This window comes from Candidatus Nitrotoga sp. M5 (genome assembly GCF_927904885.1).
Lineage (GTDB): Bacteria > Pseudomonadota > Gammaproteobacteria > Burkholderiales > Gallionellaceae > Nitrotoga.
This window is the reverse complement of sequence record NZ_CAKMNW010000005.1, coordinates 111,657-131,212: the sequence shown is the minus strand read 5'-3', so window position 1 is coordinate 131,212 and position 19,556 is coordinate 111,657. Positions and strand designations below refer to the sequence as shown.

Genomic DNA, 19,556 nt, shown 5'->3' with positions numbered 1-19,556 from the left:
GTTTAATCATCCCTGCAAATACAGCTGGCAAACCTTTTCTTCGTGTTATCGGATGACATAATTTTTAATGTTATTTAACACTGCCCACATTATCTAAATCTGCGACAATCCGCGCCAACTCGCTGCCCGGCAGACATTTCCCATCAAGGAGCACTGAATGAAATTTGATTTTCCCATCATCATCATCGACGAAGATTTTCGCTCGGAAAATTCCAGTGGGCTGAGTGTGCGCGCTTTGGCCGAAGCCATCCAGAAAGAAGGCATGGCAGTGCTGGGTATTACAAGTTACGGGGATTTGACTTCATTCGCGCAGCAGCAAAGCCGAGCTTCAGCATTTTTGCTATCAATTGACGATGAAGAATTTGGCGGTGGCAGTAAAGAAGAGACAGCAATCGCACTGAAAAGCATACGTGCTTTCGTTGAAGAGATTCGCTTTAAAAATGACGATATCCCCATCTATCTTTACGGCGAGACGCGTACATCACGTCATATCCCGAATGACATCCTGCGTGAATTGCATGGATTTATACATATGCATGAAGACACGCCGGAATTTGTGGCGCGTCACATCATCCGTGAAGCTCGATTATATCTGGACTCGCTCGCCCCGCCGTTTTTTCGCGCACTGGTTAATTACGCGCAAGATGGTTCCTATTCCTGGCATTGCCCCGGCCATTCGGGCGGGGTGGCTTTCCTGAAATCGCCAGTAGGTCGTATGTTTCATCAGTTCTTTGGCGAAAATATGTTGCGTGCAGATGTGTGCAACTCAGTCGATGAGCTGGGTCAGTTACTTGACCATACCGGGCCTGTCGCAGCCAGCGAGCGAAATGCAGCACGTATCTTCAACTGCGATCACCTATTTTTTGTGACTAACGGCACCTCTACATCCAATAAAATTGTATGGCACTCCACCGTCGCACCCAATGACATCGTAGTCGTGGATCGCAACTGTCATAAATCCATCTTGCACTCCATTATCATGACGGGTGCAATACCAGTGTTTTTGATGCCGACACGTAACCATTTCGGTATCATCGGACCGATTTCACTGGACGAATTTAAAATGGAAACTATCCAGCGGAAGATCGATGCACACCCGTTCATCATAGATAAAAAACAAAAACCGCGCATCCTGACTATCACTCAGAGTACATACGATGGCGTGTTGTACAACGTGGAAACCCTCAAACAGATGCTGGATGGAAAAATTGACACCTTGCTTTTCGACGAGGCATGGTTACCGCATGCTGCATTTCATGATTTCTACCAAGACATGCACGCCATAGGCGAAGCCCGTAAGCCATGCAAGGAATCCATGGTGTTTTCCACACAATCGACACATAAAATGTTGGCTGGATTGAGCCAAGCCTCACAAATTTTGGTACAGGACAGCGAGGTGCGCAAACTGGACCGCGACTGCTTTAATGAAGCCTATATGATGCATACTTCTACCAGTCCACAGTACGCGATTATTGCATCGTGTGATGTGGCTGCCGCAATGATGGAGCCCCCCGGTGGCACAGCTCTGGTAGAAGAGTCGATTGCCGAAGCGCTTGATTTTCGTCGTGCCATGCGAAAAATAGATGAAGAATGGGGGACGGATTGGTGGTTCAAAGTTTGGGGGCCGGACTATCTCTCCGATGAAGGCATGGCCGCACGCGAAGACTGGATGTTAGGTACAGATGATCGCTGGCATGGCTTTGGCAACCTGGCACCGGGATTCAATATGCTCGACCCGATCAAGGCCACCATTATCACCCCGGGACTTGATGTCGGAGGTGACTTCGCCGAATCTGGCATTCCGGCGGCTATCGTTACCAAATACTTGGCGGAAAATGGGGTTGTGGTTGAAAAAACCGGCCTCTACTCATTTTTCATAATGTTCACCATTGGCATCACCAAGGGACGCTGGAATACCATGGTTACCGAGTTGCAACAATTCAAGGATGACTATGATAACAATCAGCCACTTTGGCGTGTGTTGCCCGAATTTGTCATTAAATACGCACACTACGAGAAGGTCGGTCTACGCGACTTGTGCGACCATATTCACGGCATATACAAGATTAATGACGTAGCACGATTAACCACCGAAATGTACCTTTCCAACATGGAGCCCGCCATGAAACCATCTGAGGCTTTCGCTAAAATGGCGCACGGCAAGATTGACCGCGTGTCAATTGACGACCTGGAAGGGCGCATTACCAGCGTACTTTTGACACCTTATCCACCAGGCATTCCGCTGCTCATCCCAGGCGAGCGTTTCAACAAAATCATCGTTGACTATCTCAAATTTGCGCGGGACTTTAATCAGAAATTCCCAGGGTTTGAGAGTGACATTCATGGCTTGGTAGCCAATGAGGACAGTGAGGGGCCGCGCTATTATGTGGACTGTGTAAGTCAAGAGTAGGTGCGTTTAGATCTTAAATCTGCCTGAATAAGGCCGCGAGGTGAGCACGAGTAATAAATTTGAGCGCCGCATGCAGTAGATATGTAATCGATAATTTTTTCGAGTAGCGCCATGTATATGACGAAACTGGTAAATCGGTAAGCAACAACACTGCTGCTTGCAAACTAAAATCCTAAAGGCATCCTATACCCAATAGGCAGTTTGTGTCATTACCTTTGCGCTCACTTGCATCACATGCCTGATCGGTAGTGGCAATTCTGCACCACCCAGTTGCACAGCAAATTCACCATGCCGAGTTTCATCTGTGAGCATTTGCTGAACAACCGTACGACTTTTTATATCCTGCTCTGGCAACTTACCCAAATGACTTTGTAAATGTGCACCTACCTGACGTTCAGTTTCTGCCATAAAGCCAAGATTCCATTTGTTACCCAGCAAGCCGGCAAACGCGCCGATGGCCAACGAATTTGCATACCAAATTGGATTAAGCACGCTGAGATGGCCGCCTAGCTCATGCACACGCCTCGACGTCCATGCCAGATGCTCGGTCTCCTCATTGGCTGTTTGCTGCAACTGTTCCTTCAATACAGCATCACGCGCTGTCAATGCTTGCCCTTGATATAACGCTTGAGCGCAAATTTCACCGCTATGATTGACGCGCATCAGCGCAGCAGCAAGCTTCTTTTCGTTCTCGTCCAATGCAGCATCCGGCAAATCTGCATCAGGAAAAGGACGAATACTGTGCGCCTCATTAAACAAGGTGCGCAAGCTTTTGTCGAAATTGATAATTAAGCTGTCTAAACTTAACACAGAGCGCTCCTTTAGCATTTTTATACCAATCCCGTAACCAATAAGATAGTAAATGTGGCTCTAACGGGCATTGCAGTTGCAGCCCCCGATGGTAAAAATTATTACAGATCGAAAGGTAATGGATAGAGTTTGTGCAATTTTTTGGTGGCTTCACCCCAAATTCTATCGTGACCACCGAACTGACTCGAACCCCGGGTTGCATCCATAGAGATGCGCACGTTGAACCGGCCGTTGGCAAGTTATCGCCTTCATACACTTTCAGTTCTGGCATCTCCCTTCCCGGATCTGATTGTAAATCGAAAATAGCGGCAGTGGAACTGACAGCATTGTATCAACGTGTTATCGGCCTGGATGTGCATCAAGCACAAATTACTACGGTCTGTGCCATTATCCACGAATCCGAAAGAACAACGTGTGTTGAACAGCGCCAATTTGGCACATTCAAGCGAGATCGGCATGAACTTGCAGTGTGAGCGGCATCAATCAAACCGCATCAATCGGCCGCGATGAGTCTTGGCACAAAATCAATAGGAGCTTCACAATTGATGACAAATCGTTGGACATCCCACGACAGTTAAGCTTGACGAGAAGCCCACTGTAAGCAGCTTTCTAAAGTATTTCTGCAGCTTGCCGTTAAAGTAAGAGCTACCCATGCCCAGAATCAGGAAGGTTAATTATTAAATTAACAATTATTTTTTCATCGTTGCAACTACCATCATATTGATTAATTGTCGATATTTTATAGTGCAGCTTAATTTTAGATTGCACTGAAAATTATTTATATCCGCAACAATTTCGATCTTGTCACTTTTATAACTTCTTAGCACACCAAAGTTCCAATCATTAATTATGATCAAAGACAAGTTAAATATTCCGTTAGATTTCTTGTATACCAAGACACCGTCTTTAATCGGGGTTGATATTTGCTCGTCTTCAATCAAGATTGTGGAGTTAAGCGAATCAACCAAAAAAAATAGCTACGTTCTCGAGCGTTACGCAATCGAACCATTGCCCATAAATGCTGTAAGCGATGGCAACGTTAATGACATGGAGGCGGCTTCGGAATGCATGCGACGCGCCTGGAAGCGAATGGGGACACGCATAAAAAAAATTAGCCTTGCGCTTCCTGCTGCCGCCGTGATTAGCAAAAAAATTTTTCTGCCTAGCGGTTTGAATGAGAAAGATATGGAACATCAGGTGGAAGCAGAAGCAAATCAGTACATTCCATTTGCTATTGATGAAGTCAATCTGGATTTTCAAGTACTGGGCCCGGCACCTAGCAATTCTGCAGAAGTCGAAATATTGTTGGCAGCCTCACGTAATGTTAACGTGGAGGATCGTGTTGCTGTCGCAGAAGTGGCTGGGCTCAAAGTGGTAGTGATGGATGTAGAGCATTACGCCGCTGAAATGGCATTTGAGCAGATCCGCATGCAGTTGCCCGGTGGCGCTTTAGATCAATGCGTAGCTTTGGTAGATATAGGCGCACACGTAATGAATGTAAACATTCTGCACAACGGGCAATCGGTCTACATGCGTGACCAGCAAATGGGTGGTGAGCAATTAACGCAACATATCCAGAGTACGTTCGGTTTGTCCACCGAGGAGGCAGAAACAGGAAAAATTAATGGTGGATTACCAGAAAATTACGAAAGCGACGTGCTGATACCATTCCGCGAAAGTTTAGCGGATGAAGTGTATCGCGCCATGCAGCTTTTCTTTACCTCAACCCAGTTCAATGAGATCAGTTATATTGTATTAGCTGGCGGCAGCGCTGCTCTGCCTAATTTGGGTGATGCTGTTGCAACGCGAACGCAAGTGAAAACGCTTATAGCAAATCCCTTTGCTCAAATGACCTTGTCTGAGCGCATTAAAAAACGACAATTACAGATTGATGCACCTGCGCTAATGATTGCTTGCGGCCTTGCGATGCGGAGGTTTGACCCTTCATGATACGAATTAATTTATTGCCGCATCGTGCTGAGAAGCGCAAAGCACGGCAGATTCAGTTCTATGCATTCGGCGTAATCTCGCTAATGCTGGCAGTATTGTTGGTTGGTATTGTGCATATTGTCATTAGTACTCAAATTGAATATCAAGAACGCCGCAACCAATATTTAACAGATCAAATTGGCCTGCTAGACGAACAGATCGCTGAAATAAAGCGTCTAAAGATGGAAATTGCAGCACTGATGGAACGGAAAACGGTGGTTGAAAAACTGCAAAGTACACGTTCAGATGTGGTGCATCTGCTGGACCAGATGTTGAATATAATGCCCAAAAGTGTGTATCTAAAATCGATTAAACAAACTGGTAACAAGGTTAACCTGGTAGGCTTTACTCAGTCGAATGCACGGGTATCCACTTTGATGCGCTCCATTGAAAGCTCTCCATGGCTAGAGTCGCCGACGCTGGTTCAAATTTCTGCGGTAACCTCACAGGACCGTGGGCCACGTTTAAATGAGTTTAATCTGAACTTCAATTTGTCCACGCAAGTGCCAACAACCTCCGCTGCTCCGTCGACGACAGCTGGCACGGAAGGCTAGGTGAGCTGATGAGACTGCTAGAAGAATTACAAGATATTGACCCCAAAGAGCCAGGCGACTGGCCTTTATTGGTGAAGATCAGCGCATTTGTGGCAATATTCGCGGCCATTTTAGTTTCAGGAATAGTATTTGACTGGACGAATCGTTGGGAAGAGCTAAATACAGCCAAGCAGCTTGAGACTAAATTAAAAACTGAGTTCAAGGCCAAGAAGGCAGTAGCCATCAACTTGGATGTTATCAATAAAAAACTTACGGAAAGCAAGCAATCATTTGATGCGCTACTGGAACAATTGCCGAACAAGTCAGAAATGGATGCGTTACTAACTGATATTAATCAGGCTGGCCTAGGTCGTGGCCTACAATTTGAATTATTTAGACCCAGCGCCGAGATTATTACCGGCGTATTTTCTGAGCAGGCAATAACCATTAAAGTCACGGGTAACTATGATGACCTTGGTAAATTTGCTAGTGACATTGCTCAATTGCCACGTATCGTATCATTGAGCGAAATTAGTATTACTCCAACGGCAGGGCACCTGACTATGGATACTATAGCTAAAACATATCGCTATCTAGATGCGGAAGAATTGACCGCTCAGAATCAATCATCTAAAGCTGCAGGAGTAGGCAAATGAGGCCAGCCTGCTTACTACTGTTCACATCTATATTGCTCTCTGCCTGCGCTAACGAAGAGTTTCAAGATTTGCGTGAATTTGTCAAAGAGACTGAAAGTGGGATGCGGGGCAAAGTGGATCCTCCTCCTGAAGTTATGCCTTATGAACCATTTGTTTATGATAACCCTACAAATCTGCCTGATCCATTCAAACCGCGCAAGCCCGAAGCAAAAAATGGCAACCTCCTCGGTCTCAATCAACCTGATATGAAACGACGTCGAGAAGAACTGGAAGAGTCACCATTAGAAGACCTGAAGATGGTCGGCTTCCTTTATCAGGCTAAAGTTGGTCATGCTATCGTCCGCTCACCGGATGGCAAGCTCCACCGCGTTAAGGCAGGCAATTACCTAGGAACAAATTTTGGTCAAATTTTTTCAGTGACAGAAACCGAAATAAAAATCAAGGAAGTCGTGCAAGATAGTGCAGGAGACTGGACGGAACGTATAAGCGGCTTGCCATTGATGGAATGAATGATTTAGGAGTGAAACATGAGGCAATATAAAAACGTAGTCAACAACCTTGTTCTGCTTGTTGTCGCGGTATTTGCAGTTTGCGCGCTAACTGCCCATGCGCAAAGCGCTAGCACACCAAAATCTGATGTGGGGAATAGCATACAGTCTATCAGCCTCAGCACTGCGTCAGATGGCAAGCTGGCACTTAAAATAGGATTGAGGAATACGCTTGCCAATCCACCTTTGAATTTTGCCCTCAGCAACCCGGCGCGTATTGTATTTGACTTCCCCAATACAACAAATGGACTGGGGAAAACGAAGCAGAAATTTGGCATAGGTGAATTGCGTAGCGCCAATATCGTGCAATCAGGCAATCGCACCCGCCTGGTAGTTAACCTCAACCAAACTTTGAGTTATGACGCGCATACAAAGGGTACTGACCTGCTAATTTCCCTGCATGGCAAAGTTCCTGCAAAAGCAGTGATGGCACCCTCTGCACGATTTACTGAGGCTAAGCCAGGCATCCAGAAACATAGCCTGCATGATATTGTTTTTCGTCGTGGCGGAAATGGAGGAGGACGCATTCAGGTAGACCTATCAGATCCTGGCATAGGCATAAGCGTTAAGCAGCAAGGTACAAGTCTGATTGTGGACTTTATGAGTACTAGTCTACCCAGCAACCTGCAACGAAAACTTGATGTAGTAGATTTCGGTACGCCAATACAGGAGGTCGATACATTCATGCAGGGTGACCATGTGCGCATGGTCATTAAGCCCAAGGGTTTATGGGAGCATGTCGCCTACCAGACCGATAATAAGTTTATCGTGGAAATAAAAACAGTAGCTGATGACCCTAATAAACTATCTAAAAATAGAAAGGTAGATTACAAGGGCGAAAAACTGACGTTAAGCTTCCAAAATATAGCAGTGCGTGAAGCACTGAACGTAATTGCTGACTTTACTAAGCTGAACATGGTGATCAGCGATTCTGTGAGCGGCAACCTGACTTTACGCCTTAAAGATGTGCCGTGGGACCAAGCACTACAAATCATCCTTGATTCGCGCGGTTTGGACATGCGCAAGAACGGCAACGTAATCCAAGTTGCCCCGCGCGAAGAATTGGCGGCCAAGGAAAAACTTAATTTAGCAGCAAGTCAAGAAATTTTTGACCTTGAGCCTCTCCATACGGAAAGCTACCAACTCGCTTATTCAAAAGGCAAGGAAATTGTCGCATTGTTGCAGAGCTCTGCCCAGCGCATGCTGTCTAAACGAGGGAGTGCAGTGGAGGATGCACGCACCAATACTGTATTTGTTCAAGATACACCATCACGTTTGGAAGAAGTACGCAACCTGATCGAAAAAGTTGACGTGGCCGTGCGCCAAGTAATGATTGAGGCACGTTTCGTTGAAGCAAGCGATACCTTTACTCGAACCGTGGGTGGAAGACTTAGCTACACCGGGGCACCTCCACCTGGAGGCGGGTTTTCTGTGGGCGGCGTCCGTGGCTCTATTGGCGGCAGTGCTGGTGGTGGGCCAGTAAACCTGCCCGGAACCCCAGGAGTGATTGGTACTGGTGTGGTGTCAGCGATGCTTTTCAACTCATCGGTGACCAAAATATTAGGGCTAGAGTTGCAGGCATCCCAACTAAATGGAATTACCAAAGAGATATCTAGCCCTCGTGTGGTGACTGCAAATGGAACTGAAGCGGTAATTGAACAAGGCGTGGAAATACCCTATCAAACAACTATCAGCGCAACAGTGGCACCAACCATATTATTTAAGAAGGCGCTTTTAAGCCTTACTGTGACACCTCAAATCACACCTGATGATAATATCAACATGAAAGTAGAAGTAACTCAGGATTCTGTTGGCACCATAATTAACACGTCGGCGGGAGGGGTACCTAGCATTAATACCAAGAAAATCAGTACCCAAGTACTGGTTGACAATGGAGGGACCGTTGTCATTGGTGGGGTCTTTACCCAAAATGAGTTGGAATCGACCCCTAAGGTGCCACTGTTAGGTGATATACCTATCATTGGGTGGTTATTTAAAAATAGAACTAATACGAACAACAAGAGAGAACTATTGGTTTTCATTTCCCCCAAAATCTTGAGTGAGAGCTTGAATCTGCGTTAAACAGTCAGTGCGTCAGTGATGCACGACGATTTTCGGCTACAATTCGACCATGTGCTCTATTACTACAAATCAGACCAAGCGCCACTCCGGCAACATCTTTCTTGTAGGAATGATGGGAGCAGGAAAAACCACTATAGGGAAATTGCTCGCCCAGCAGCTGGGCAAGGTATTTGTTGACAGTGATGAAGAGATTCAGCAGCGTTCTGGCGTAACTATTCCACACATCTTTGATGTTGAGGGTGAAGCTGGTTTTCGTCAGCGCGAAGCAAGCGTAATTCAAGACTTGGTACTGCTCGATAACATCGTATTAGCGACTGGGGGAGGTGCGGTATTGAATGAGGAAAACCGCGTTGCATTATGTTGCAATGGCATAGTGTTGTACTTGAAAAGCACAATTAATGACCTCTGGCATCGAACTCGCCATGACAGAAACCGTCCGTTATTGCAGACAGCCGACCCACGTGCAAGACTAAAAAGCATGTATGAGCAGCGCGATCCGCTATATGCAGAAGTGGCTAATTTAGTTATGCCTACCGGCAAACAAAGCGCGCAAAGCCTAGCTTTGCATTTGCAGCAAGAGCTAAATCGATTATCGGAAACCAAGTCATAAAACCATTAAAATTACTTTTAATTATGACAACAGCCATCCCTTCCATGCGGCCAGACAGATAATTCCTCCCATTATTAGATGTAAAGTTGAACAACTTGGTTGGAATGTCAGATGTTCAAAAGTAGCCTTTCTCAAGCCCATTGAGTTTTAGCCTGCGCAGGAATAGCGCAGAAAACCACTCAATCTGTGTCAGTGATCACTCGAAATGATATAACATTGCCTGCCGTTCATTATGCAATCTTCAATAGAAGCTCTCAATATATATGCAAACATTAACCGTTGGACTAGCGGAGCGCAGCTATCCTATTTATATAGGCAGTGACTTACTAGAATGTGCCGAATTACTATTGCCGCACCTGCCACGCAAGAGAGCGGCAGTGGTGACTAACACCACGGTGGCACCACTGTACCTGGAACCATTACACGCCATGCTGCAAGCTCATGGCGTGGACATAATATCCATCATCTTGCCGGATGGCGAACAATACAAGAATGCAGAAACATTAGGGTTAATTTACGATGCACTGCTCTCTCATAGGAGCGAACGCAATACACCATTGATCGCTTTGGGCGGGGGCGTGATAGGCGACATGACAGGTTATGCTGCCGCGACATATTTGCGTGGCGTACCTTTCATTCAAATTCCCACCACTCTGCTGGCACAGGTGGATTCATCGGTAGGCGGAAAGACTGGCATCAACCACCCGTTAGGTAAAAATATGATAGGTGCGTTTTACCAGCCGCAAGTTGTGCTTGCCGACATCTCCACATTGAATACTTTAACGGACCAGGAGTTACGCGCTGGCATTGCAGAAGTCATCAAATACGGCCTGATCCGCGATCTCTCTTTCTTTGAGTGGCTAGAACAAAACATAGAAAAATTATTGATGCGCGATGCAGATTCGCTGCAATATGCCATCACACGCAGCTGCGAGAATAAGGCCGAGGTAGTCGCTGCAGACGAGCTTGAAAATGGAGAACGCGCCCTGCTTAACCTCGGCCATACCTTCGGCCATGCGATCGAGACCGGTATGGGTTATGGCGCATGGCTGCATGGAGAAGCAGTTGCAGCAGGTACCATTATGGCCGCAGATTTATCGTGCCGCTTGGGTTGGCTAAGCAAGGAAGATGCAGGTCGCATCCAAAACTTGCTTCAACGCGCTAATCTACCAATTGTCGCTCCTGATTTGGGAGTAGAGAAATACCTGAAATTGATGGGCTTGGACAAAAAAGTGGTTGGCGGAAAAATCCGTTTCGTGCTGCTTAAAAGCATTGGTAATGCAGTGATCAGTGGGGATGTGGAGCCGGAATTATTACGACAAACTTTGGAGGCGAACAGCGCGCATGGCTGAATTTGCACCTTATGCGGTAACAGAGAACAACACACGCGGCAGGGTTGAGCGCGAGGAAGCCCCTTTTGGGCGAAGCGAGTTTCAACGTGATCGTGATCGCATCATCCATTCCACCGCCTTCCGTCGCCTGGAATATAAGACGCAGGTATTCGTTAACCATGAGGGAGACCTATTCCGCACTCGGTTGACTCACAGCATGGAAGTAGCACAAATTGCCCGCTCCATCGCACGGTATTTGCAATTAAATGAAGACCTGGTGGAAGCTATATCACTTGCTCACGATCTCGGCCACACACCATTCGGCCACGCTGGACAGGATGCACTCAATGCCTGTATGAAGGATTACGGTGGCTTCGAGCATAACCTGCAATCGTTACGCGTGGTGGACATACTCGAAGATCATTATGCCGCCTTTGATGGACTCAATCTATGTTTCGAAACGCGCGAAGGCATTCTCAAACATTGCTCGCCGGCAAATGCAGCCAAGCTGGGTGCAGTGGGTGAACGTTTCCTTAAACAACAGCGTCCATCACTGGAAGCGCAGATTGCCAATTTGGCCGATGCAATCGCCTACAACAACCATGATGTAGATGACGGGTTGCGCTCCGGGTTAATTACGCTGGAACAGTTTACCTCGGTGCGTTTGTTTGCCGGCCATCTTGATGCTGTACGACTAGCTTATCCGGACCTGGCCGAGCGCCGCCTGATTCACGAAACGATACGACGCATGATCAATACACTTGCTACAGACTTAATCCATGAAACGGAAAAAAATATTCAGACTTATGCTGTGAATGACATCTCCGAGGTGCGCGCTGCGCCGCCACTGGCGGCATTCAGCGCCGAAATACATGAACAGCAGCGCGAACTCAAAACTTTCCTGCATACGCATTTATACCGTCATTACCGCGTCATGCGTATGAGTGCCAAGGCGCGCAGCATCATTACCGAGCTATTTCAAGTATTCATGGAAGATAATCGACTGCTGCCTCCGCAATTTCAGCGACAGGCACAAGCCGACCGTGCTCGCACCGTGTCTGACTACATCGCCGGCATGACTGATCGCTACGCCATCAAAGAGCACAGAAGGTTGTTTGCCATTGAAGAAGGATGATGCTCTCTCTACTTTAATAATGAAGTCTATGTTATGCCACAGACTTCTAAACTATGGCAGACTCAAATTCGAAGCAGCCCTTTCCATATGCTCGGTTGATCAAAGGATACCTCTTACGAAGTTTATTGCATGAATAAAAATTCAAGTCGTTATCCTCGAAAAACATGAGAATTGTTCAATCACTGCCAACTGCGTAGCTTCCCTTATATAATGCTACCCCCTGAAACGTAGCTGTACTTATTTTTTCTATGCTGTTTTCTTCTTCGCACCCCCGTCCACGTTATACCCATCTGAATGGTTCGTCTGATGCCTTGGCGCTGGCGCAATATGCCAGACTACATGTGCCGTTGGTGATAATTGCCGCCAGCGCGTTGGATGCTCAGCGGCTAGTGGAAGAAATACCGTTTTTTTCCCAGGAGCTTCGCGTACATCTGCTGCCGGATTGGGAAACGCTGCCTTATGATCACTTCTCGCCGCATCAGGATCTCATTTCTGAGCGACTTGCTACGCTGCATCACATTCACAGCCAGTCATGCGATGTAATAGTCGTCCCGATAACTACCGCGCTATATCCTCTACCACCAGTGGAATATCTGGCAGCATTCACTTTCTTTCTTAAGCGCGGCGAAAAACTGGACATCGCCAAGTTGCGTGAGCAAATGACATTAGCCGGTTATACCCATGTTCAGCAGGTACTGACACCGGGCGAGTACTGTGTGCGGGGTAGTTTGATTGACCTTTTCCCGATGGGCAGTACGGTACCTTATCGCATCGACTTATTCGATGACGATATTGATTCTATCGCCACCTTCGATGTAGATACTCAGCGCACCATATATCCGGTACAGGATATTCGCCTATTACCGGCACGCGAATTTCCAATGGATGAGGCCGGACAGGCTCGTTTTCGCCAAAATTTCCGCAATCGTTTTGAGGGCGACCCATCCAAAGCAAGTATTTATAAAGGCGTGAGCCGCGGCGTCGCGCCCACAGGCATCGAATATTACCTCCCATTGTTTTTCGAACGTACTGCGACGTTGTTTGATTATCTTCCCGCGCATGCCACGCTGTGCATGCATCACAATGTGGATGCGGCCATTGCCACTTTTGCGAAAGATGCGCAATCGCGCTATAACCTGCTTCGCGGCGACCCACAACGTCCATTGCTAGAGCCGCACGAACTGTTTCTGAACGCAGAAAACTTCTTTATTGCTGCGCAAAGTTTAAAACGTATCGATCTCATCGCAGACATCCCCACTTCCTCCCATATTGACAATTCCGACGAGAAAGAAAATGAGCGCGAGACTCACCTTACTCTTTTCGAAGGTGAAAAAACACATAAAACCCATACGCTTTGCGCTACCAAAAAATTGCCCGACATCGCGGTAAATCGGCGCGCCGATATCCCAACACTTGCACTCCAGAGCTTTTTGCAAGGTTATGCTGGCCGAGTATTATTGCTCGCCGACAGTTTGGGACGACGCGAAATAATGGCCGAATACTTGCGCGAATACGGCTTGGTACCTGCACAGTGTGAGAACTATGCGCAATTTCTTGCCAGTGACAATCACTTCATGCTTACCGTCGGGACACTTCAGAATGGTTTCATGTTGCAAGATGAACAATTGGCAATTATTACAGAAAGTGAGCTGTATGCCGCGCAGCAACGTAGCCGAATTGCGCGCTCCACAAAAAAAAGCAACGTTGAAGGGATGCTGCGTGACTTGTCCGAGCTCAAGCCGGGCGACTCCGTGGTGCATGAACAACATGGTATCGCGCGTTATCATGGCCTGGTAAACCTTGATCTCGGCGAAGGCGAGAACGAATTTTTGCTGCTGGAATATGCCGGTGAAGACAAATTGTATGTTCCAGTGGCACAACTGCATGTAATCAGTCGTTACAGTGGCGGAGCCTCGGAAACCGCACCATTGCACAAGCTGGGCAGCGGCACTTGGGACAAAGCCAAACGTCGTGCCATGCAGCAGGTTCGCGATACCGCTGCCGAACTGCTCAATCTGTACGCCCAGCGCGCTACGCGTAAAGGTCACCAATTCAAATTATCTCAACATGATTACGAAGCATTCGCCGCCGGCTTTGGTTTTGAAGAAACACCTGATCAAACCTCCGCCATTGAGGCAGTGGTCACTGATCTGCAGAGTGGAAAACCTATGGATCGTCTTATCTGCGGCGATGTGGGCTTTGGTAAAACGGAAGTAGCCCTGCGCGCAGCCTTTATTGCGGCAATGGATAGCAAGCAAGTAGCAGTCTTGGTACCCACTACACTGCTTACAGAACAGCATTACCAGAGTTTCTGCAACCGTTTTGCCGACTGGCCCATAAAAATTGGTGAACTATCACGCTTCCGCTCTGCCAAAGAACAGACTCAAACACTGAAAGAAATGGAAGATGGAAAACTTGACATCATCATCGGCACGCACAAGCTTATCCAAAAGGGTATTAAATTTAACAATTTGGGGTTGATTATCATCGATGAGGAACATCGTTTCGGCGTGCAGCAAAAAGAGCGCCTCAAGGCGCTACGCGCTGAAGTTGACGTGCTCACCCTGACCGCGACGCCGATCCCGCGCACGCTGGCAATGTCTTTGGAAGGGCTGCGCGATTTCTCTGTGATTGCTACTGCACCGCAGCGACGACTGTCTATCAAGACCTTCGTTAGCAACTACAGCCAAGGCGTCATCCGCGAAGCGGTGCTGCGTGAATTGAAGCGCGGCGGACAAATCTATTTTCTGCACAACGAAGTAGGCACCATCGCCAATATGGCGGAAAAGCTAGGGGCGTTACTGCCTGAAGCACGTATCCGCGTGGCGCATGGCCAAATGGGAGAACGCGACTTGGAAGCAGTCATGCGTGACTTTTACCAACAGCGCTTTAATGTGCTGTTATGCACCACCATCATTGAAACTGGTATCGACGTACCCAGTGCCAATACCATTATCATGAACCGTGCGGACCGCTTCGGATTGGCGCAACTTCATCAATTGCGTGGCCGGGTTGGACGTTCGCACCACCAAGCGTATGCCTATTTATTAGTGGACAACATGGAAGGACTTACCTCGCAGGCCAAGAAAAGATTGGAAGCAATCCAGGCCATGGAACAACTAGGAAGCGGTTTCTATCTTGCGATGCATGACTTGGAAATTCGCGGCGCGGGTGAAGTGCTGGGCGAATCACAAAGCGGTGAGATGCACGAGATAGGTTTTTCTCTCTACACGGACATGCTCAACGCGGCCATTACCTCGCTCAAATTGGGCCATGAACCAGATATGGCACACCCACTTGGGGTTGCTACTGAAATTAACCTGCATACACCCGCCTTACTACCCAACAATTACTGTGGCGACATCCACCAGCGACTGGTACTGTACAAGCGCTTAGCTAACTGCACCACCTCTGAAGAACTGGATGACATGCACCAGGAACTGGTAGATCGTTTTGGTTTGCCGCCGTCGCCTGCCCATACACTGCTTGATTGCCACCGTCTGCGCATTGCTGCCAAGCAGCTCGGCATAATCAAGGTGGATGCTTCTAGCGAGGCAATTCAAATTCAGTTCATGCCAAATCCGCCCATCGATCCGATGCGCATCATCACGCTTATCCAGAGCAAGCGCCATTACAAATTGAGCGGTCAGGACAAACTAAGAATTGAAATCAAATACAGCGACGTCAGCCAACGGGTGTTGGCAATCAAAAACTTTTTTAACGAACTATCGTGAATCGTTTAGCATACTTGCAACCATTGTAATTCCCACACTCGAGGGCATGACAAAATCGCCATTTCTAATCGCGCCAATAAAAAAATCTATAAGTATATGAACTTCATAATTCAAGGCATCCAAGACATTGCCCCGGCCCATTTGAACCACCTTGCCGGATTGACCACTGCATCTCGTATCGAACAGACCTCGACTTACACCTACCGACTGTACGATGCCAAGCCGCATGATGCCATTACTGCTTACTGTTACGAACACCAACTCGACTATGGTTTTGTCCGTCCAAGCCAGCATTTATCTGATTTTGGCCTTGTAGTGATGGATATGGATTCCACCCTCATCTCTATCGAATGTATCGATGAGGTCGCAGATATGATCCACGTTAAACCGCAGGTAGCAGCCATCACCGAAGACGCGATGCGCGGCAAAATTGATTTCAGTGAGAGCCTGCGTCGTCGTGTAGCGTTGCTGGCAGGACTGGAAGAAAGTGCATTGCAACGCGTTTATGACGAACGCCTGCAGCTCAATCTTGGTGCTGAAATCATGTTGGCAAAACTAAAAGAACACGGTATCAAGACCATGCTGGTGTCTGGTGGGTTTGGCTTCTTCTCCGATCGTTTACAACAACGGTTGGGACTCGACTACGCACATGCCAACACACTGGAAATCATCAACGGCAAACTAACTGGCAACGTACTCGGGCATATACTGGACGCACAAAGTAAAGCTGATTACTTAGTGAATATCAGAGATGAATTGAAACTTAAACCGGAACAAGTTATTGCTATAGGCGATGGCGCTAATGATCTCAAGATGATGGCGCAAGCTGGCGTCAGTATCGCCTACCACGCCAAACCGGTAGTGCTCGCACAGGCTACTTATGCGTTTAATTTTGTGGGGCTGGATGGGTTGGTTAATTTGTTTGGCGACTAACCCTATTAAGTAAAGAATATAAGTATCGCGCTTCACAATTTACTAAAAGGAAAGCCTGACCCAATGAATTTTAAAGAATTTAGTCTATTTTTCAAGGCACATTCTGCCCCCGTTCCCTTCTCCGAAAAAATTCGCAGCGGTTTGGCCGCTGGAATTGGCATCCTTCTCTTGGGAATAGCGCTCAAATTTCTGCCACAGCCCAATTATCCACTTGTTATGCTGGGTTCGATCGCAGCTTCTGCTGTGCTTCTCTTTGCTGTACCGCACAGCCCTATGGCGCAACCACGACCTTTACTCGGTGGCCATTTAATTTCAACATTAGCGGGTTGGCTATGCAGCCAACAAATCAGTGACCCGGTAATAGCCGCAGGTTGCGCAGTGGGATTTGCAGTATTTCTAATGCATTATCTGAATTGCCTACACCCACCGGCTGCAGCCACGGCGCTCACGTTAGTGGTACACAGCACACAATTCACTCCCATGGGTTGGCCATGGGTAGCTTGTATCGTGCTTGCGAATATCGGAATCTCATTGGTGCTGGCGGTGTTGATCAATAACCTTATACCAGGCCGACATTACCCGATGCGACATACTCCCCAACCTGCACTACCGCCCTCTACTCAGCCTAATCATGTTCAAATCGACCAGACTGATATCGAATGGGCACTGACTCAAATGGATGGTGTGATCGACGTCAGCGAAGAAGATCTTGCCGAAATCTATGAACTGGCCATCAAGCATGCGCAGAATCATGACGGTAAAGTTAAGGTTTGACCCGTTACACTGACGAATTTGTGATTGCCTGTAATGCAAATAGCCAATGATGACTGACGTATTGGGTGGCGCACCCACTCCCAGCTTCGATAATCCCCTGGAAATGCTGTTAGCGTGCCACGGCAAGATACAGACACAGTGCGTCACACTGCGCAAGTTACTGCAACACCTCTTCTCTCAAGGCTGCGATGCACAGGCACAACAAGCAGCACAGGCCATCCTGCGCTATTTCGATACTGCCGGACAGAACCACCATGACGACGAGGAACAGGATTTATTCCCGCGCCTGCTCGCCACAGCAAACACCGAGGTACAAAAATTAATAACGCGCTTACTGGACGAACACAAGGTGCTGGATGCGGCATGGCAGCAATTACGCCCTTTGCTGCTTGGTATTGCAGAAGGCCGAGTGACGGAATTAGATATTAAAAAGGTGGAGCATTTCATCACAGTGCATGAAAAGCACATTTCCCTGGAAAATTCCCAGCTATTGCCGCAAGCAGAAAGACTGCTGAGCCCTATCCAATTAGAAGCACTGGGAAGAAGCATGGCGGAACGGCGCGGGGTGGTGTTTACCAATACCTATTGAACTAAACCGCTAAGCGGTGACAATCCGATCCAATCGCATCCTGATTCAACCTTCTGATTTATTTTGCTAAAAATACTGTATAAATTTTCGATCCTTGATCGCAGGAGAATGTCCCCCGATCATGCAATTGACGTCCCGCCGCAATACCATACAATCCCCAAAGGCTCCACTCTACGGATGGTTCAGCCAATAAGGTTTAGTTTCCGTCCATAAGGTACGCGTGATAAACAAGTTTGGGTGGGGCGGCAGATAAACGCTATTCATTATTAATGAGATGCGGAAATGTATCGAAGTGGATTATTTTTGATTGCTGTCATGCTTCTATCTATATCAGAAGCAAATGCAGCCAAGCTATGTAAAGACTATCAATCATGTGCTGAAGTCATATCTGATTTCCCGTTAGGTGATTTTGGAAATAAAGATCGAGATAAAGATGCAATACCTTGCGAAAATGTATGTCGTTCAAGGCAACAAGTAGAAGAGTTACTTCAAAGCTACGCTGGTTCGAAAAAGACGAATGAGAAAAAAAATAATTAAATGTATTTCGGGAAATGTATTTTGGCTAACAAGCGCCATAAATTTGGAAGATTTTCCGCGTCTGTCGTGCCTTCCATGCTCCAAGCCACCCGTTATGGCTGGCATTGAGGCTGTAAAAAACTCAAAATTGTAAAACTGCTTTATTAAATTCATCAAATCAAAATCCCTATTTTCGTTCCAAACAGGGATATGGTGGGTGTCGCCGCATACCAACAAGAATCAAAAAAATGGACTTTTGTCAAACCAAAAGCAGGAAAAATATTTTTTTCAAGTAAATGCAATCGAGGATCGGAGTATTAGAACAGTTACTGTGAAGTAGATGAGTAAGCACACTTGTCCGAAATGTACTGAGACCGAATTTTTTTCATAAGCCTCTTTTAACAACCATTTTAATATGATTACCAGTGGGTCCGAAATCGCTATTGGTTACGTGTTACTCTAGAAAATTATGCAAAAAAAGGGAGCCTGTCAGCTCCCTTTAGCAGCGATCAGACCTGTATCTGTCTAGTCGCTACGTTTTGTTACTTCAAGCAGATGATAGCCAAACTGCGTTCTAACAGGACCTTGCACTTCACCAATGGGGGCACTAAAAACCACTTCATCAAACTCTTTGACCATTTGCCCTGGACCAAACTCACCTAAATCTCCACCTTGTTTTCCGGATGGGCATTTTGAATGTTTCGCGGCCAGGTCTGAAAATTCTGCGCCATTACTAATTTCATCCTTCAGGCTGTTACATTGCTCTTCTGTTTCTACCAAAATATGACGTGCATTAGCTACTAGTGCCATTAGTTTTTTCCCCTGATTATTTTAGAATATGCGTCCGTTGCAAGCTATATTTAAACACAGGTAAGGCATCTTTTTCAAACCAGACAACGCTTCAGT

At 47.0% G+C, this 19,556-nt stretch carries 16 protein-coding genes and 1 pseudogene; 15 read left to right on the top strand and 2 right to left on the bottom strand.

Translation table 11 applies throughout. From position 1 onward, the window contains the following. Nucleotides 1-157 precede the first annotated feature (157 nt). Nucleotides 158-2,410, top strand: a complete 2,253-nt coding sequence (locus MJ770_RS02215; RefSeq protein WP_239249972.1) for an arginine/lysine/ornithine decarboxylase — start codon at nt 158-160, stop codon at nt 2,408-2,410. Between the two features lie 183 nt (nt 2,411-2,593). Here MJ770_RS02215 and coq7 read toward each other — a convergent pair whose 3' ends face one another. After that, the gene (coq7, locus tag MJ770_RS02210) at nt 2,594-3,220 is read right to left on the bottom strand and encodes a 2-polyprenyl-3-methyl-6-methoxy-1,4-benzoquinone monooxygenase (RefSeq protein WP_239249971.1); all 627 of its coding nucleotides are present in this window, start codon (nt 3,218-3,220) and stop codon (nt 2,594-2,596) included. 311 nt (nt 3,221-3,531) lie between these two features. Between coq7 and MJ770_RS02205 the strand changes: the two are divergent. From MJ770_RS02205 to MJ770_RS02140, 14 genes and pseudogenes are all read left to right on the top strand, one after another. Further along, nucleotides 3,532-3,690: pseudogene (locus MJ770_RS02205) on the top strand (IS110 family transposase); the annotation flags it as partial. Between the two features lie 379 nt (nt 3,691-4,069). After that, nucleotides 4,070-5,170 carry a pilus assembly protein PilM gene (locus MJ770_RS02200; RefSeq protein WP_239249970.1) on the top strand — a complete coding sequence of 367 codons (1,101 nt, stop codon included), beginning with the start codon at nt 4,070-4,072 and terminating at the stop codon, nt 5,168-5,170. Further along, nucleotides 5,167-5,763: a PilN domain-containing protein gene (locus tag MJ770_RS02195; RefSeq protein ID WP_239249969.1), complete on the top strand. Its 597-nt coding sequence runs from the start codon at nt 5,167-5,169 to the stop codon at nt 5,761-5,763. Before MJ770_RS02200 ends, MJ770_RS02195 begins: the two co-directional genes overlap by 4 nt. An 8-nt stretch (nt 5,764-5,771) precedes the next feature. Further along, entirely contained in the window at nt 5,772-6,398 is a 627-nt protein-coding gene (locus MJ770_RS02190) for a type 4a pilus biogenesis protein PilO (RefSeq protein ID WP_239249968.1), read from the top strand. Beyond that, the gene (locus MJ770_RS02185) at nt 6,395-6,907 is read left to right on the top strand and encodes a pilus assembly protein PilP (protein ID WP_239249967.1); all 513 of its coding nucleotides are present in this window, start codon (nt 6,395-6,397) and stop codon (nt 6,905-6,907) included. Before MJ770_RS02190 ends, MJ770_RS02185 begins: the two co-directional genes overlap by 4 nt. Before the next feature lie 18 nt (nt 6,908-6,925). Continuing rightward, the gene (gene pilQ, locus MJ770_RS02180) at nt 6,926-9,028 is read left to right on the top strand and encodes a type IV pilus secretin family protein (RefSeq protein ID WP_239249966.1); all 2,103 of its coding nucleotides are present in this window, start codon (nt 6,926-6,928) and stop codon (nt 9,026-9,028) included. Nucleotides 9,029-9,077: 49 nt separating this feature from the next. Next, nucleotides 9,078-9,638 (top strand): shikimate kinase, encoded by a 561-nt coding sequence (locus MJ770_RS02175; RefSeq protein ID WP_239249965.1) that lies wholly within the window; start codon nt 9,078-9,080, stop codon nt 9,636-9,638. 263 nt (nt 9,639-9,901) lie between these two features. Beyond that, complete coding sequence (gene aroB, locus MJ770_RS02170) at nt 9,902-10,990, top strand: 3-dehydroquinate synthase (RefSeq protein WP_239249964.1); 1,089 nt, start codon at nt 9,902-9,904, stop codon at nt 10,988-10,990. Beyond that, nucleotides 10,983-12,104 carry a deoxyguanosinetriphosphate triphosphohydrolase gene (locus MJ770_RS02165; protein WP_239249963.1) on the top strand — a complete coding sequence of 374 codons (1,122 nt, stop codon included), beginning with the start codon at nt 10,983-10,985 and terminating at the stop codon, nt 12,102-12,104. Before aroB ends, MJ770_RS02165 begins: the two co-directional genes overlap by 8 nt. A gap of 248 nt (nt 12,105-12,352) precedes the next feature. Beyond that, entirely contained in the window at nt 12,353-15,838 is a 3,486-nt protein-coding gene (gene mfd, locus MJ770_RS02160; RefSeq protein WP_239249962.1) for a transcription-repair coupling factor, read from the top strand. A gap of 96 nt (nt 15,839-15,934) precedes the next feature. Then, nucleotides 15,935-16,771, top strand: coding sequence for a phosphoserine phosphatase SerB (serB, locus tag MJ770_RS02155; protein ID WP_239249961.1), 837 nt, complete (start codon nt 15,935-15,937; stop codon nt 16,769-16,771). A 63-nt stretch (nt 16,772-16,834) separates the two neighbouring features. Further along, nucleotides 16,835-17,545, top strand: coding sequence for an HPP family protein (locus MJ770_RS02150; protein ID WP_239249960.1), 711 nt, complete (start codon nt 16,835-16,837; stop codon nt 17,543-17,545). A gap of 46 nt (nt 17,546-17,591) precedes the next feature. Next, nucleotides 17,592-18,134: a hemerythrin domain-containing protein gene (locus MJ770_RS02145; RefSeq protein WP_239249959.1), complete on the top strand. Its 543-nt coding sequence runs from the start codon at nt 17,592-17,594 to the stop codon at nt 18,132-18,134. Nucleotides 18,135-18,416: 282 nt separating this feature from the next. Beyond that, entirely contained in the window at nt 18,417-18,671 is a 255-nt protein-coding gene (locus tag MJ770_RS02140) for a hypothetical protein (RefSeq protein WP_239249957.1), read from the top strand. Between the two features lie 504 nt (nt 18,672-19,175). Here the strand turns inward: MJ770_RS02140 and MJ770_RS02135 are convergent. Then, complete coding sequence (locus MJ770_RS02135; RefSeq protein WP_239249955.1) at nt 19,176-19,460, bottom strand: peptidylprolyl isomerase; 285 nt, start codon at nt 19,458-19,460, stop codon at nt 19,176-19,178. Nucleotides 19,461-19,556: the final 96 nt, after the last annotated feature.

Excerpts from the sequence above, each read along its gene's own strand:
- serB (WP_239249961.1), top strand. The coding sequence starts at position 15,935 with ATGAACTTCATAATTCAAGGCATCCAAGACATTGCCCCGGCCCATTTG.
- pilQ (WP_239249966.1), top strand. The coding sequence starts at position 6,926 with ATGAGGCAATATAAAAACGTAGTCAACAACCTTGTTCTGCTTGTTGTC.
- aroB (WP_239249964.1), top strand. The coding sequence starts at position 9,902 with ATGCAAACATTAACCGTTGGACTAGCGGAGCGCAGCTATCCTATTTAT.
- mfd (WP_239249962.1), top strand. The coding sequence starts at position 12,353 with ATGCTGTTTTCTTCTTCGCACCCCCGTCCACGTTATACCCATCTGAAT.
- MJ770_RS02185 (WP_239249967.1), top strand. The coding sequence starts at position 6,395 with ATGAGGCCAGCCTGCTTACTACTGTTCACATCTATATTGCTCTCTGCC.
- MJ770_RS02150 (WP_239249960.1), top strand. The coding sequence starts at position 16,835 with ATGAATTTTAAAGAATTTAGTCTATTTTTCAAGGCACATTCTGCCCCC.
- MJ770_RS02200 (WP_239249970.1), top strand. The coding sequence starts at position 4,070 with ATGATCAAAGACAAGTTAAATATTCCGTTAGATTTCTTGTATACCAAG.
- MJ770_RS02190 (WP_239249968.1), top strand. The coding sequence starts at position 5,772 with ATGAGACTGCTAGAAGAATTACAAGATATTGACCCCAAAGAGCCAGGC.
- MJ770_RS02195 (WP_239249969.1), top strand. The coding sequence starts at position 5,167 with ATGATACGAATTAATTTATTGCCGCATCGTGCTGAGAAGCGCAAAGCA.
- MJ770_RS02145 (WP_239249959.1), top strand. The coding sequence starts at position 17,592 with ATGATGACTGACGTATTGGGTGGCGCACCCACTCCCAGCTTCGATAAT.
- MJ770_RS02215 (WP_239249972.1), top strand. The coding sequence starts at position 158 with ATGAAATTTGATTTTCCCATCATCATCATCGACGAAGATTTTCGCTCG.
- MJ770_RS02135 (WP_239249955.1), bottom strand. The coding sequence starts at position 19,460 with ATGGCACTAGTAGCTAATGCACGTCATATTTTGGTAGAAACAGAAGAG.
- MJ770_RS02165 (WP_239249963.1), top strand. The coding sequence starts at position 10,983 with ATGGCTGAATTTGCACCTTATGCGGTAACAGAGAACAACACACGCGGC.
- MJ770_RS02140 (WP_239249957.1), top strand. The coding sequence starts at position 18,417 with ATGTATCGAAGTGGATTATTTTTGATTGCTGTCATGCTTCTATCTATA.
- MJ770_RS02175 (WP_239249965.1), top strand. The coding sequence starts at position 9,078 with ATGTGCTCTATTACTACAAATCAGACCAAGCGCCACTCCGGCAACATC.